This window comes from Kitasatospora sp. NPDC048298, from assembly GCF_043201465.1.
GTDB lineage: Bacteria > Actinomycetota > Actinomycetes > Streptomycetales > Streptomycetaceae > Kitasatospora.
Map to the genome: position 1 here is coordinate 38,983 of NZ_JBICYZ010000018.1, position 13,535 is coordinate 52,517.

Annotated in this window: 13 protein-coding genes; 5 read left to right on the forward strand and 8 right to left on the reverse strand. The window is 73.1% G+C overall.

Annotation, left to right across the window (positions count from 1 at the left end; genetic code table 11):
* Window positions 1-116: 116 nt before the first annotated feature.
* From ACGF0D_RS16315 to ACGF0D_RS16325, 3 genes are all read right to left on the reverse strand, one after another.
* Window positions 117-923 (reverse strand): ABC transporter permease, encoded by an 807-nt coding sequence (locus ACGF0D_RS16315; RefSeq protein WP_392916628.1) that lies wholly within the window; start codon window positions 921-923, stop codon window positions 117-119.
* Between the two features lie 10 nt (window positions 924-933).
* The gene (locus tag ACGF0D_RS16320; RefSeq protein WP_392869618.1) at window positions 934-2,559 is read right to left on the reverse strand and encodes a dolichyl-phosphate-mannose--protein mannosyltransferase; all 1,626 of its coding nucleotides are present in this window, start codon (window positions 2,557-2,559) and stop codon (window positions 934-936) included.
* A 188-nt stretch (window positions 2,560-2,747) separates the two neighbouring features.
* Window positions 2,748-4,049: an MFS transporter gene (locus ACGF0D_RS16325; protein WP_392916631.1), complete on the reverse strand. Its 1,302-nt coding sequence runs from the start codon at window positions 4,047-4,049 to the stop codon at window positions 2,748-2,750.
* A gap of 144 nt (window positions 4,050-4,193) precedes the next feature.
* Between ACGF0D_RS16325 and ACGF0D_RS16330 the strand changes: the two genes are divergently transcribed.
* Entirely contained in the window at window positions 4,194-4,775 is a 582-nt protein-coding gene (locus ACGF0D_RS16330) for a MarR family winged helix-turn-helix transcriptional regulator (RefSeq protein ID WP_392869622.1), read from the forward strand.
* A gap of 117 nt (window positions 4,776-4,892) precedes the next feature.
* On the opposite strand, the gene ACGF0D_RS16335 is transcribed toward ACGF0D_RS16330, so the two are convergent.
* The 3 genes from ACGF0D_RS16335 to ACGF0D_RS16345 form a co-directional block, all read right to left on the reverse strand.
* Window positions 4,893-6,617, reverse strand: a complete 1,725-nt coding sequence (locus ACGF0D_RS16335; protein ID WP_392916633.1) for a glycosyl hydrolase family 18 protein — start codon at window positions 6,615-6,617, stop codon at window positions 4,893-4,895.
* A 387-nt stretch (window positions 6,618-7,004) separates the two neighbouring features.
* Window positions 7,005-7,628: an FxLYD domain-containing protein gene (locus ACGF0D_RS16340; protein WP_392916636.1), complete on the reverse strand. Its 624-nt coding sequence runs from the start codon at window positions 7,626-7,628 to the stop codon at window positions 7,005-7,007.
* Between the two features lie 220 nt (window positions 7,629-7,848).
* Window positions 7,849-8,415: a DoxX family protein gene (locus ACGF0D_RS16345; RefSeq protein ID WP_392869628.1), complete on the reverse strand. Its 567-nt coding sequence runs from the start codon at window positions 8,413-8,415 to the stop codon at window positions 7,849-7,851.
* A gap of 212 nt (window positions 8,416-8,627) precedes the next feature.
* Between ACGF0D_RS16345 and ACGF0D_RS16350 the strand changes: the two genes are divergently transcribed.
* Window positions 8,628-9,260, forward strand: coding sequence for a MarC family protein (locus ACGF0D_RS16350; RefSeq protein WP_392916639.1), 633 nt, complete (start codon window positions 8,628-8,630; stop codon window positions 9,258-9,260).
* A 65-nt stretch (window positions 9,261-9,325) separates the two neighbouring features.
* On the opposite strand, the gene ACGF0D_RS16355 is transcribed toward ACGF0D_RS16350, so the two are convergent.
* Both ACGF0D_RS16355 and ACGF0D_RS16360 read right to left on the reverse strand, forming a co-directional pair.
* Complete coding sequence (locus ACGF0D_RS16355; RefSeq protein ID WP_392916642.1) at window positions 9,326-9,865, reverse strand: NADPH-dependent FMN reductase; 540 nt, start codon at window positions 9,863-9,865, stop codon at window positions 9,326-9,328.
* An 88-nt stretch (window positions 9,866-9,953) separates the two neighbouring features.
* Window positions 9,954-10,415, reverse strand: a complete 462-nt coding sequence (locus ACGF0D_RS16360; RefSeq protein WP_392916645.1) for an Lrp/AsnC family transcriptional regulator — start codon at window positions 10,413-10,415, stop codon at window positions 9,954-9,956.
* A gap of 187 nt (window positions 10,416-10,602) precedes the next feature.
* Between ACGF0D_RS16360 and ACGF0D_RS16365 the strand changes: the two genes are divergently transcribed.
* The 3 genes from ACGF0D_RS16365 (at window position 10,603) to ACGF0D_RS16375 (ending at window position 13,443) form a co-directional block, all read left to right on the forward strand.
* The gene (locus tag ACGF0D_RS16365) at window positions 10,603-11,433 is read left to right on the forward strand and encodes a tryptophan 2,3-dioxygenase (protein WP_392869636.1); all 831 of its coding nucleotides are present in this window, start codon (window positions 10,603-10,605) and stop codon (window positions 11,431-11,433) included.
* A 124-nt stretch (window positions 11,434-11,557) separates the two neighbouring features.
* Complete coding sequence (gene kynU / locus ACGF0D_RS16370; RefSeq protein ID WP_392916648.1) at window positions 11,558-12,784, forward strand: kynureninase; 1,227 nt, start codon at window positions 11,558-11,560, stop codon at window positions 12,782-12,784.
* A 161-nt stretch (window positions 12,785-12,945) separates the two neighbouring features.
* Complete coding sequence (locus ACGF0D_RS16375) at window positions 12,946-13,443, forward strand: hypothetical protein (protein ID WP_392916651.1); 498 nt, start codon at window positions 12,946-12,948, stop codon at window positions 13,441-13,443.
* The last annotated feature ends 92 nt before the right edge of the window (window positions 13,444-13,535 follow it).

A 13,535-nucleotide genomic window follows, 5' to 3' on the forward strand; every position in this document is an offset into this window, starting at 1 on the left:
CTTCGGACGGTGCCCCGGGCGCCGGGCCCCTGGGGGCCAGTATGTCGACGGTCCGGTGGAGGGCTACTCCCCTTCAACGGCCCCAAGCGTACCCGACCGCGCCGACCGGCCCGCCGCTACCGGAAGCCCTCCTCCGCCTCGGCGGCGACCAGCCCGCGCCCGACCAGTTCCAGTACCACCACGATCGCCACCGACTCCACCGCCAGCAACCCGATCAGCACGAACAGCTGCACCGCCCCCGCCTGGACCGGCGAGGCCCCGCCCAGCAGCATCCCGACGAAGGCCCCGGGCAGGGTGACCAGGCCGACCGTCCGGGTCTGGTCCAGCGCCGGGACGAGCGAGGTCGCGGCCGCCGTCCGGCAGATCTCCAGCCGGGCGTCGCGCTCCTCGAAGCCGAGCGCCAGCGCGGCCTCCACCTCGCCGCGCCGCAGCCGCAGCTCGTCCAGGGCCCGCCGCCCGGCCAGCGAGGTCGCGCTGAGCGCGCCGCCGATCAGGATGCCGGCGACCGGGATGACGGACAGGCCCTCGGGCGGCAGCAGTCCGACGCCCAGCAGCAGGGCGAGCACCGGCAGCACCCCCGCGCCGATCGGGGCGGCCGCCCAGACCCAGCCCGGGCCGCGGGTCATCCGCCGCCCGGCGGTGCGCACCGCGACCGAGAACATCAGCAGCACGAACAGCGCCGACCACCAGAGCGAACCGACCACCCAGGCGATCACCGCGGCGACGGCGGCCAGCTGCACCACCGCGCGCAGTCCGGCCCGCAGCACCGCGTGGCCGTGCCCGAGCAGGCCCCACCCGGCCACCGCGACGGCGGCCAGCAGCAGCACGGCCGTGACCACCCCGAGCACCGGGGTGACGGGCAGCAGCTGACCGCCGGACGCCACCGGACCGGCCGAGGGCACCAGGGCCGAGAGCGGCGTCACGTCCGGCCCGTCAGATCCAGCTGGTGAACCACATCCGGTCCTGCCAGGACGACATCGGGATCACCTCCGCCGTGTACAGCGGGTAGAAGAAGGCGAAGCAGCCGACGATCGCGAGCACGATCACCCCGGCCCCGATCGCACCGATCCGGCGGCGCTCGGGGCTGCACCCGGCCGGGCCGAGCATCGCCCCGAGCATCTGGGCGACGGCCAGGCACAGGAACGGCACCAGCACGACCATGTAGAAGGAGAAGATCGTCCGCTCCTGGTACTTGAACCAGGGCAGGTAGATCGCGGCCACCGCGCAGAGCACCGCGCCCGAGCGCCAGTCCCGCCGGAAGAACCAGCGCCACAGCAGGTAGACCAGCGCGAAGCAGGCCGTCCACCACAGGAACGGCGTGCCGAGGCCGAGGATCTGCGCCGCGCAGCCGCCCGAGGAGGTGCAGCCGTGCTGCCCGTACGGGACCTGCTCCCAGTACATCGACACCGGGCGGCCGTCGACCAGCCAGGCGAAGGGGTTGGACTGGTAGGTGTGCGGCTGGTTCAGGCCGGTGTTGAAGTCGAACATCTGCGAGTGGAAGTGCCACAGGCTGCGCAGCGAAGCGGGCACCCAGCTCATCGGGACCTGCGGCAGCGGGATGCCGAGGACGCTGTCCGGGGAGAGCCCGGCGCGGCCGTCGGCCCAGTGCCGGTCGTAGCCGCCCTGGCCGTTGCCGCCACTGGCCAGCCAGCCGCTCCAGGCGCCGACGTACACCACGACGGCCGAGCCGACCATGGCGAGGAAGGCGGGCAGGGCGTCCCGGCGCAGCATGGAGCGCCAGGGGCGGTGGGCGCCGGCGCCGCGGCGGCCGGCCTGGTCCCACAGGACGGTCAGGACGCCGAAGGCGGCGAGGATCGGGGCGCCGTTCCACTTGACCGCGCAGGCGGCGCCGACGAGCACCCCGGCGGCGATCCGCCAGGGGCGCCACCCGAGCCGCACCGCGTCGGCGTCGCCGCCGCCCTCGGCGACCGCGGCGAGCCGGGCGCGGGCGTGGTCGCGGTCGATCAGCAGGCTGCCGAAGGAGGCCAGCACGAAGAACATCTGGATGCCGTCGAGCAGGCCGACCCGGCTCATCACCAGCTGGAGGCCGTCCACCGCCATCAGCAGCGCGGCGGTGCAGCCGATCAGGGTGGAGCCGAAGAGGCGGCGGCCGATCCGGGCCAGCATCAGCACGGTGACGGTGCCGAGCAGGGCGGTCATGAACCGCCAGCCGAAGGGGTTCAGCCCGAACAGCTGCTCGCCGATCGACATCACCCACTTGCCGAGCGGCGGGTGCGCGATGAACTCGGGCGCGGAGCTCAGCGGGATCGACTGCGGGACGGACAGGATGTCGGCGTTGGCGTGGTCGGGCCAGGTGCCCTCGTAGCCCTGCTGGAGCAGGGACCACGCGTCCTTGGGGTAGTACGTCTCGTCGAAGACGAAGGCGTTGGGGTGGCCGAGGTTCCAGAACCGCAGCAGGCCGGCGAAGAGCGCGACGGCGATCGGGCCGAGCCAGCCGGAGCGGTCGGCCGCCCAGCGGACCAGACCGCCGCGCGAGGCCTCTGCCGGGGCCGCGGGGGCCGGGGCCGCCGGTGGGTGCGTGAGCGCCGCTTGCGTCATAGCCTCGCCGATTCGCCTGTCTGCTCTGCCCGGGTCCTGGCTCCGCCCGGGGTCGTGCCGCTCCGGCCTGGGTCGGGCGGTCAACAGCCACTGACACTATGTGGCGGTGCGCGCGAAGCCAAGCGCGACGGGCGCCGACCAGGTGACCTGGCCGGCGCCCGTCGCGAACGCCCTCGCGGGCCGTTCCGCTACGCGGCGGTCTGCAGTTCCCGCACCTGGACGGTGTGGACCACGGCCGGGGCCGCGTTGTCCTGCTCCGGCGTGAGGTACGGGCGCAGCCGCAGCGCCAGGGTGACGATCAGCAGGGTGCAGCCCGCCATGGCCGCCAGGTAGAACGGCCAGGCGCCGGAGCCGACCAGCAGCACGCCGACGGCCGGACCGACCGCGACCGCGATCTGCTTCACCAGGGAGTACCCGGCGTTGTAGGTGCCGAGCAGCCGGGCCGGGGCGAGGTCCGCGACGATCGGGCCCATGGTGGGCGCCAGCAGCGACTCGCCGACGCCGAACAGGGCGTAGACGGAGACGATGGCGATCGTGGCGGCCATGGTCTCGGTCCGGATCAGGCCGGCCAGCAGGGCCATCGCCCAGGCGCCGAGCCAGACCAGGCCGGCCGCGGCCATCGCGGTGGTGCGGCGGCGGCGCGCGGTCATCCGCACCACGAACATCTGCAGCACCACGATGGTCAGCGCGTTGGCGCCGATCGCGAAACCCAGGGTGGACGGCGCGGTGTGGACGGTGGAGGTGGCGAAGGCCGCGACACCGGACTCGAACTGGCCGTAGCAGGTGAAGAAGATCAGCCCGGCGAGCAGGCAGAGCCGCAGCATCGCCTTGTCCGCGACCAGCGCGCGCAGGCCCGTCGGGCCGTCCGCCTTCTCGTGGACCGCCGTCAGCTGGACCCTCGGCATCCGGGCGGTGCCGGTGACCAGGGCGAGGCCGAGGAAGGTGGCCGCCTCGATGGTGAACAGCCGGGTGAGGCTGGCAGGGTCGGCCACGTTCACGATCTGGCCGCCGACCAGCGCACCGATGCCCATGCCCAGGTTGACCAGGGTGAACTGGAGCGCGAAGGCGTGCGAACGGGTGGCCGCCGTGGAGCAGCGGACGATCATCGTGGCGAGCGCCGGCTGGCAGGCCGTGACGCCCGCGCCGAACAGGAACGAGGAGACCAGCAGACCCGGGGTGCCGGTGGCGTGCCCGAAGGCGAACGCGCCGGTGGCGGCGAGCGCCGTACCGGCCAGCAGCACCGGGCGGGGGCCGTACCTGTCGATGCCGCGGCCGATGAACGGGAGGACGGCGAGGGCGGCCAGCGCGAAGAGCGTGAACACCATCCAGGCGACCATCGATCCCAGCCCGCGCACCTGCTCCACGTACACGTACATGTACGGAAGCGTGAATCCGCTGCCGAACGCGCTGAGCGCGTTGCCGATCTGGACGCGGCGCAGCGGGCCGCCCGCTCCACGCCGCTGCCTCTGCTGCTTCACCGTGCCGGTCACCGTGCACATCCCTTCCTGGTTTCGACTGGATACTCTTAAGTCCAGAAGATTTCAGAGCTAAAGTTTGACGAGATAAAGTCTTAGCACCGGAAGAGTGCGGAGTCAAAGGCTTAAGGGGTGCACGCACGTGGGACACTGGTCGGCATGACTACGGACAAGCCGCGGCCGGATGCCGACAAGCCCGCCCCGGCCACCCGCCTGGAACTCGGCATCGCCGAGCAAGTGGCGCTCTACCAGCGGGAGTTCCCCACTGTCGACCCGCAGGTGGAGACCATCGTGCAGACCCTCCTACGGGTCTCCCGGCGGATGGGCGTGGCGTACGACCGGCAGCTGACTGTGCTCGGGATCACCTCCGCCGAGTGGGAGGTGCTCAAGGCCCTGGTGGTCTCCGGCAGCCCGTACCGGCTGGGGCCGGGCGAGCTGGCCAAGCGGCTCGGGCTCACCCCGGCCGCGATGACGCACCGGATCGACCGGATGGTGGCCGACGGCCTGGTCACCCGGGAGCGGGACGAGACCAACCGGGTGCGGGTGATCATCGAGCTGACCGAGACCGGTCGCGTCAAGTGGCTGGAGTCGATGCGGATGGCGGCGGTGTTCGAGGAGGAGTTCCTCCAGGACGTCGCGGGCGAGGAGCGCGCCGAACTCTCCGCGACGCTGGGCCGGATGCTGCGGCGGATCGAGGAGAGCCAGCCGGACGCGCTCGGGCGCACCGACGACCTGGTGTAGCCGCTCCGGGAACGCGAACGGGTCCGGCCCGCCGGGAGGATGATCCTCCCGGCGGGCCGGACTTCGTCACTTCAGGTGCCGCGAGGGTCCGTCAGGCCCTCGGCGGCCGGTCGGCCGTCAGCAGGGACCGTTGTCGGTCCAGACGCCCCACTGGCCGCTCAGGCTCGGGTCGTCGCCCTTGGTCCACCACTTGTTGGTGTAGTAGTGGCCCTTCCACGAGACCTTGGTGCCACCGGCCGCGTAGGTGGTGTTCGCGTCCCAGCTCGGAGCCGCCGAGCAGGCCGGCGCCGGCGTGGTCTGGGTGCTGGTCGGGGTCGGGCTCGGGGTGCCCGAGCCGGTCGGGGTCGGGGTCGGGGTCGCCGAACCGGTCGGGGACGGCGGGGCCGGGCAGCCGGCGGCGGAGCCGTTGGTGGCGCTCACCATCTTGTCGAACAGGGCGGTCTTGGTGCCCAGGTCGTACAGCGAGAAGGCGAAGGAGCCGCCGAGGCCGTTGCAGTGCGCGTAGTCGAGCTTGGCCTGGATCGACTTGGCGTCCTCACCGCTCCAGAAGGTGTTGCCGTCGTAGAAGTACGTGGCCTGCGCGGCGTCGTCCCAGAAGGTCTTGGACGGGTTGTCGACGAAGCCCGCGAGCTCCTTGTACATCTGGATGCCGGGGACGTTGCCGGACATCGCCGCACCGGCCGCCGGCTGGGTGGCGGGCTGGAACAGGCCGTGCTGGCCGTTGTCCTTCACGCCGGTCCAGCCGCGGTAGTAGAACGGCACACCCATGTTGATCTTGCCGGCGGGGAAGCCGCCGGGGATGCCGTAGTCCTTGTCGCCGACCGTCCACGCCTTGATGGCGTTGTCGATCGAGTACTTGCCGTTGCCCGGCTTGACCGGGGTCGACGGGTCGTTCGGGCCCGCGTAGAGCGCGGCCTGGTGGTTGGTCGGGCCCTGCGCGTCCCAGCCGCCGTGCATGTCGTAGGTCATGACGTCGAGGAAGGTCAGGTACTGACCGATCTTGTCGGTCTCGACGTTCATGATCTTGTCCTGGCCGGCACCGACCGCCGCCGACAGGGCGTAGGTCTTCTTGTCGGCCGCGCCCTGCGCGTCCAGCTGGGTGCGGAACTCCTTCAGCAGCGCCGTGAAGTTCTGCTTGTCGGCCGGGCTGGAGATGTTGCCGGTGTGGCCGCCGCCGCCCGGGTACTCCCAGTCGATGTCGATGCCGTCGAAGACACCGGCCGCCGAGCCCGGACCGCCGAAGCCCGCGTCGACGGGCAGGTTGCCCTTGATGAACATGTCGATGCAGGACGACACCAGGTGCTTGCGCGAGGCGTCCGTGGCGGAGGCCGGCGAGAAGTACTTGGAGTAGGTCCAACCACCCAGCGAGAGCAGGACCTTGAGGTTCGGGTTCTTCGCCTTCAGCTTCTTCAGCTGGTTGAAGTTGCCCGCGATCGGCTGGTTCCAGACGTCGCCGACGCCGTCGACCGAGATGTCCGCGCCGAAGCTCTTCTGGTAGTCGGCGAACGCGTCGGCGGCGCCGTCACCCGCGTTGGGGTTGTTGTCGTTCGTGTCCGCGGCCTTGGTGGCCTCGAAACACCCCAGGTCGGTCGGGTGGATGTTGGCGAAGTCGTAGATCAGGTAGTCCAGCTTCCCGGCGACGCCGGTGTCCTGGATCGTCTTGGGGTAGTACGCGTTCGCGTAGACCGACCACTGGTCGTAGTACGCGACCTTGATGCCGCCGCTGGTGGCGGGCGCACCGGTGGAGTTGGTGGTCGCGGCGTTGGCCGCGCCGCCGCCGGACAGCGCGAGGCCGGCGCCGAGCAGCAGGGAGGCGGTGGTGCCGGCCGCGATGGCGGCCATGCTCTTGGGGCGACGTCGGCGGCCGCCCTGCGGAGCCGGGGTCCCGGCCCTTTCAATGCGTGAGCGCAGCATGGGTGCGTGACTCCTGGTTGTGGGGGTTCCCGCCGCCCCGGGGGGCACGCGTCCGGGGTGGGGCCGGACGACCGGGACATGACAGGCGTGGGTGGGGAATCGAGCGGATCGGGCCATGACGGACTACCGGGATGTGCCGAACCGGCGTCAGCGACACACGGTCGCTGACGCCGGTTCAGGGGCTCCCTGCACCTGGGCAATAAAAATGGACTAGACCAACTCACCCGTCAAGGGGTGCCGTTGGGCCTTGAGACCCGCTTAAGGTTCCGCCCCCGCGCCGAACTGGGCGGCCGCACCCGGATCCGGCACCGGAGATCAGTAGCCGACGGCGTTGGCCACCTCGGCCTTGACCGTGCCGGAGAGGTCCCGGTGGGCGTGCGCGGTGGCCTGGGCGCTCTGCCCGGGGGCCACGTCCTGGACGGTCACCGCGGCCGCGTCCAGCACCTTGCCGGACTCGTCGGTGAAGTTCACCTGGATCGCGTACCGGTACGACTGCTGCCCGTGGTTGGTGATGCTCAGCGGCGCCTGCGGCTTGCCGTCCGAACCGGTGGTCACCGCCCCGACGGTGATGTCCCCCTTGGCGTCCAGCCCGCCCTTGATCCCGGCGATGGCCGAGGAGGCCGCCGACACCGCCGCCGAGGCCTGCGCCTGGGCCGAGGCGATCGCCGAGCCCGCCCCGCCGGCCGCCGAGGCCAGCGCCGAGGCGGCGGAGGCGGCGGCGCTCGCGCCCTGCTTCACCGCGGCCGCCGCCGAGGAGGCCACGCTCTCCGCGCTCTTCTCGGAGGAGCAGCCCGCGAGCACCGCCGCACCGACCACCGCCACGGCCAACACCCCTGCCACCGCACGCCGTCGGCGGCTCAGCGGCGGCGCGTCCAGATTCTGCGCGGTGGCCCTCGGCGGGGTCGGGTGGCTGGCTCGGGTGAGTGGCTGGCGGTCCATGCGGTCCCTCGTTTCCGGTCGGTGCCGGGCTGCCCGGCACACCTCCCCGCCCACCCTCCGAGGACCGCCGGACCGCCGCCAGCAGGGCTGCTGCCTCCGGGTGACCCGGCCGCGCCGCCGTGAGTCGGCCGCGGGCCGGCGCCCGGGGCGGCTCCCGGCCAGGGCCTCGCCTGGATCCCTGCCGGGTCCGCCGAACCCAAGAGACAGTCCGGTCCGGTCCCTAGGAGAGCCCCGAGCCCTCCTGCGCGTCCGCCTCGACCGCGGCCCGCTCCTCGCGCAGCCGCATCACGTGCCGGCGCCGCGCGACCGTGCCGTACGCCCCGGCGGCGCTCGCCACGAAGGACACCAGGCCGACCCACGGCCGGTCGAAGACGTGGCCGGTCAGGTGGTCCAGCGAGTAGCGGCCGGCCCCGGCCAGGCCGATCGCCAGCCCGGTCGCGCCGAGGAAGGCCGGGTACTCGTAGCCGCCGGACATCGCGAAGAAACCGGCCGGGGCGTGCACCGACACGGCGCCCGCCATCGTCCCGGCCACCACCGCGCCGGCCGCCGGCGTGGCCAGCCCGGCCACCAGCAGCGCGCCGCCGCCCGCCTCGCCGAGGCCGGCCGCGAGCGCGCTCTGCCGCGCCGGGTGGAAGCCCATCTGTTCCATGGCCTGGGTGGCGCCCTCCAGGCCGCCGCCCCCGAACCAGCCGAACAGCTTCTGGGTGCCGTGCGCGATCAGCACCCCGCCGACCGCGCCGCGCAGGGCCAGCAGGCCCAGGTCCTTACGGTTCAGGCACGTGCCCATGTCGCATCCTCGCTTCCGCGGCGGAGTGGTCCTGCTCGGCGGCAGTCCTGCCTCCATGGGACCCGAGAGCGCCCGCCCCTTCGAGCCGGGGCCGCCATCCGGGCGAATTCCTCCGCGACCGGGAATGAACCGCGGCCGACGAGACACACGCCACGCCCGGACGCGGAGCGTGGCGGACCGGCCGCCCGAAGCCCCGCGGTCATGCTTGGCCCATGTTCGTCTTCAACCTGAGCAGCGCCTTCATCACCTTCTTCGCCGTGGTCGGCCCACCGAAGACCCTGCTGGCCTTCGCCCGGCTGGCCGGGACCAGGACCAACCTGGAGCTGCGCCGGCTGGCGGCCCTGAGCACGGCCATCTCGTCGGTGATCGGCCTGGTGCTCGGCTTCGGGGCCGACGAACTGACCACCCTGTTCCACATCAGCGACCAGTCCCTGCAGCTCGCCGGCGGGGCGATCTTCTTCGTCTACGCCGTCGCGCTGGTCTTCGGCGTCCACCTCGGCTCGGACGGCGACGAGGACGAGCACCTGGCGAACCCGCTGGTGGACGGCATCCGCGAACTGCTGCTGCCGTACATCGCCAGCCCGCTCGCCATCACGGCCGTCCTGGTCGCCTCGCTCAACCAGGACAACTGGGGCTGGAAGGCCGCCGTCTCCGGGGCGTACGTGGCCGTCGCGGTGATCAACTACCTCTGCGTGGCGATGCTCGCCCCGCTGATGCGGCGCACCCACCGCACCTCGCTGGAGGTGCTGTCCCGGCTGCTCGGACTGCTGCTGGCGGCGGTCGGCGTCGAGCTGTTCCTGGAGGGGCTGTCCGGGCTCGGGGTGCACCTGCCGGACGGCCACTGAGCCGGGCCACCCTCAGCCCGGCCCGTCGGCCGTCCCGCCGGCCAGTCCGCTGGTCAGTCCGTCGGTCAGCCCGCCGCGAGGCGGGCCAGCACCTCGCCGATCCGCTCGCGCACCAGCGGGTCGGCGACCAGCCCGTCCGGGCCGACCGCGCCGCGCTCCAGCGGAAGCCGGACGCAGGCCTCGTCCAGCACCGCGGCGCCGGTGTAGCCGAGGACGGTGCGCAGGGCGGCCTCGGCTCCCAGACCGCGGCCCGGGCCCGCGGCGTTGATCCAGCCGGTGGGCTTGTCCGAGATCTCGACCCCGCCGACCGTCCAGTCCAGCAGGTTCTTGAACGCGCCCGGCAGCGTCCCGGCGTACTCGGGCGTGCAGACCAGCAGCGCGTCGGCCGCCTCGATGGCGGCCCGCAGCGCGGCCACCGGCTCCGGCAGCGGGTCGGTGTCGTGGTCCGGGTTGAAGTGCGGCAACCCGGCCAGCCCGGCGTAGTACGTGGCCCGCAGGCCCGGGGTGGCGGCGGCCACCTCGGCCGCGGTGCGCAGCACCGTCTCGTTGGTGGAACCGGCCCGCAGGCTCCCGGACAGCAGCAGGATGTGGCGCTCGTTCGGCATGCCGGGCAACCTACTCCTTGACGCCCGCGTCAAGGCCAGCGGACGCCGAGGACCGCCCGGGGACCGCCGGGGACCGCCCGGGCCGCGCTCAGCGCGGCACCACCGGCCGCCAGGGCACCGGGCTGGAGAGGATCATCGAACTGGACGGCTGGCCGTAGCCGCCGAGCCGGTCGCACACCGCCTCGAACTCGGCCATCGTCGACACCGCGACCAGCAGCACGCAGCACGCCCCGCCGGTGACCCGGTGCAGCTGGACCACCTCCGGCCAGGTCGGCACGTCCGGGTCGCGCAGCACGCAGCGCGGGCCGTAGCACTGGATCTGGACCAGCGCGGTGATCGGCAGCCCGGCCCGGGTGAGGTCCACGTGGGCGTGGTAGCCGCTGATCACGCCCTCCGACTCCAGCCGGCGGACCCGTTCGGCCACCGCGGGTGCGGACAGGCTCACCCGGCGGGAGAGTTCGTTGTACGAGAGCCGGGCGTCGGCCTGGAGCTCGGCGAGCAGGCGGCGGTCGACGGCGTCCAAGGCGGCCTCCAGGGCGGTCGGGATCAAGGGGTTTCCATTCGTAAGGCGGATCGGCGGAACGCCTCGCGAACGACAGCTCAAATGGCGGTTGCGATGCCCGTCACCCATTCAAGCGGGGGCCACCGCCGCCGCACAATGGGCACCCGGTGGAACCCGGCAGTCCGGCTGGTTCACCGGACCGGGCGACGGGGCCCGGAGGATCAGGAGGATCGGGATGGGGCACGACACGGTGGAGACACCCAACCTGTCGTTCGGTCGGGGCGGAGCGCCGGGTCGGGGCACCCCGTACGCCCAGTACGTGCGCCTGGACGAGCTGCACGGCCTGCAGCACCCGCGCAGCGAGGAGCCGGCCGAGCTGTCGTTCATCGTCACCACCCAGGTGATGGAGCTGCTGTTCGACCTGCTGCGGCACGAGTGGACGCTCGCCCGGCGGGCGCTGCGCGAGGACGACCTGGCCGCCGCCCTGGCCGCGCTGCGCCGGGGCACCCACGTGCAGGACGTGCTGGTGGAGTCCTGGGGCCTGCTGGCCACCATGACCCCGCACGAGTTCAACTCCTTCCGCGCGCTGTTCGGCGAGGCCTCCGGCTTCCAGTCCGCGGCCTTCCTGCGGCTGGAGTTCCTGCTCGGCAACAAGAACGCCGCACTGCTGGCGATGTACGACGGGATGCCCGACACCCAGGCCGAGCTGACCGAGGCGCTGCGCTCCCCCGGGCTGTACGACGAGGCGCTGGCGCTGCTGGCGCGCCGCGGCCTGGCCCCGCACCGGGCGCCCTCCGAGCAGCGCTACCAGCCGTCCGCGGAGGTCGAGGCGGCCTGGCGGCGGGTCTACACCGAGCCGGAGCTCGCCGCGCTCCAGCCGCTCGGCGAGGCCCTGCTGGACGTGGCCGAGCGGGTCACCCGGTGGCGCCAGCGCCACCTCTCGGCGGTCAAGCGGACCATGGGCGGCAAGCCCGGCTCGGGCGGCTCCAGCGGGCTGACCTGGCTGCGCAGGTCGGCCGAGCAGGACGTCTTCCCGGAGCTGTGGACGATCCGGGACGGGCTGTGACGGGCCGTGACGGGCCGTGGCTCGCCGTCGCGGGCCGCGAGACGGGGCACGACCGGGACGGGACCGGACGTGACCGGACGGGACTGGACGAACCGTGCACACGGATGACGAGGGAGGGACGGGCATGACCACGCGCGAGGACTGCGCGGCGCTGGACGCCGTCGACCCGCTGGCGGAATTCCGCAAGGAGTTCACCCTGCCGGACGGGGTGATCTACCTGGACGGCAACTCGCTGGGCGCGCTGCCGGTGCGCACGCCCGAGCGGGTGCGCCGGGTGGTCGAGGAGGAGTGGGGCCGGGAGCTGATCCGCAGCTGGAACGACGCCGGCTGGTTCGAGCAGCCGTACCGGCTGGGGCGGCGGATCGCGCCGCTGGTCGGCGCCGATCCGGCGGAAGTGGTCGTCTGCGACACCACCTCGGTCAACCTGTTCAAGGTGCTGTCGGCCGCGCTGCGGCTGCGCCCCGGCCGGCGCACCGTGCTCGGCGACGCCGAGGCCTTCCCGACCGACCTGTACATCGCCGAGGGCGTGACCGGCCTGGTCGAGGGCGCGCGCAGTGCGCTGATCCGCCCCGAGGAGCTGGACCGGCACCTGGACGGGGACGTCGCCGCGGTCGTCCTCTCGCACGTGGACTACCGCACCGGCGAGCTGCTGGACATGCCCGGGATCACCGCCCGGGTGCGGGCCTCGGGCGCCCTGATGATCTGGGACGTCTGCCACTCGGTGGGCGCGCTGCCGGTCGAACTCGACGCCGCCGGAGCGGACTTCGCGATCGGCTGCACCTACAAGTACCTGAACGGCGGCCCCGGCTCACCGGCCTTCCTGTACGTCGCCGAGCGGCACCTGGCGGCAGGCCCGCTCCAGCCGCTGAGCGGCTGGTTCGGCCACGCCCGGCCGTTCGCCTTCGAGCCCGGGTACGACCCGAAGGCGGGCATCGGTCGCTTCCTGACCAGCTCGCCCTCGCTGCTCGGCCAGGCCGCCCTCGGCGCCTCGCTGGACGTCTGGGAGCGGGCCGACCTGGCCGCGGTGCGGGCGAAGAGCCTGGCCCTGACCGACCTGTTCGTGTCGCTGACCGAGGGGCTGGACGGCGTCGAGGTGGTGACCCCGCGCGAGCACGCCCGGCGCGGCAGCCAGGTCGCGCTGCGGCGCGCCGACGGCTACCCGGTGGTGCAGGCGCTGATCGAGCGCGGGGTGATCGGCGACTTCCGCGCGCCGGACCTGATGCGCTTCGGCTTCACCCCGCTCTACCTCTCGTACACCGAGGTCTGGGACGCGGCCCGGCAGTTGGCCGAGGTGCTGGAGAGCGGCGAGTGGCGGGCGGAGCGCTTCTCCCGCCGGGGCGAGGTGACGTAGCCCGGGAGCCGGGGGCCGAGCCCTGGGGCCGAGTCCCGGGGGCCGAGTCCCTGGGGCCGGGGGCCGGTCGTGACGCAGCTCATGTCCGGGCCGAGTTCGATCCCCTTCGTCCTTGGGGAGGCTCCGGACCGACGGAACGTCACACCCTGGGGAGGTCGTGCGTGAACCTCGAACTCGGCCCGCTCAAGCCCGAACCGGCCCCGCTGCTCCTGGGCCTGGCGCTGTTCTTCCTGCTGCTGTGGGCGCTCGGCCGCCACCTGCTCCCCCGGATCGAACGGGTGCAGTCCGAACGCTGGGAGGCCACCGAGGGGCGCGCCGAACACGCCGAGGCCCTGCTCGCCGAGGCCGAGGCCACCCGGGAGGCCCGCCTGCGGGAGCTGGCCGAGGCCCGGCACGAGGCGGCCCGGATCCGCGAGGAGTACGCCGAGCGCGGCGCGGCGGCGATGGTCGCGGCCCGCGCGGAGGGCATCCGCGACCGGGACGAACTGCTCACCGCCGGCCGCGCCCGGATCGCCGCCGACCGGGCCGAGGCGGCCCGGGTGCTGCGCCGGGACGTCGGCGAGCTGGCCGTCACCCTGGCCGGCCGGGTGATCGGCGAGCCGGTGCACGCCGTCGCCGCCCGGCGGCGCACGGTGGAGCGCTTCTTCGAGGCGAACTAGTAGATTGTCGCGGCTTAATTTCGCTGTGTGGTGGGGTAGAGGTGGCGTAGTTTCACGCGTGCGTCGTCGGTGGTGAAGTGCCAGTCGACTTG

Bases quoted from the DNA above. Each gene is read 5' to 3' on its own strand.
- ACGF0D_RS16320 (WP_392869618.1), bottom strand. From the start codon at position 2,559: ATGACGCAAGCGGCGCTCACGCACCCACCGGCGGCCCCGGCCCCCGCG.
- ACGF0D_RS16330 (WP_392869622.1), top strand. From the start codon at position 4,194: ATGACTACGGACAAGCCGCGGCCGGATGCCGACAAGCCCGCCCCGGCC.
- ACGF0D_RS16335 (WP_392916633.1), bottom strand. From the start codon at position 6,617: ATGGCCGCCATCGCGGCCGGCACCACCGCCTCCCTGCTGCTCGGCGCC.
- ACGF0D_RS16340 (WP_392916636.1), bottom strand. From the start codon at position 7,628: ATGGACCGCCAGCCACTCACCCGAGCCAGCCACCCGACCCCGCCGAGG.
- ACGF0D_RS16345 (WP_392869628.1), bottom strand. From the start codon at position 8,415: ATGGGCACGTGCCTGAACCGTAAGGACCTGGGCCTGCTGGCCCTGCGC.
- ACGF0D_RS16350 (WP_392916639.1), top strand. From the start codon at position 8,628: ATGTTCGTCTTCAACCTGAGCAGCGCCTTCATCACCTTCTTCGCCGTG.
- ACGF0D_RS16355 (WP_392916642.1), bottom strand. From the start codon at position 9,865: ATGCCGAACGAGCGCCACATCCTGCTGCTGTCCGGGAGCCTGCGGGCC.
- ACGF0D_RS16365 (WP_392869636.1), top strand. From the start codon at position 10,603: ATGGGGCACGACACGGTGGAGACACCCAACCTGTCGTTCGGTCGGGGC.
- kynU (WP_392916648.1), top strand. From the start codon at position 11,558: ATGACCACGCGCGAGGACTGCGCGGCGCTGGACGCCGTCGACCCGCTG.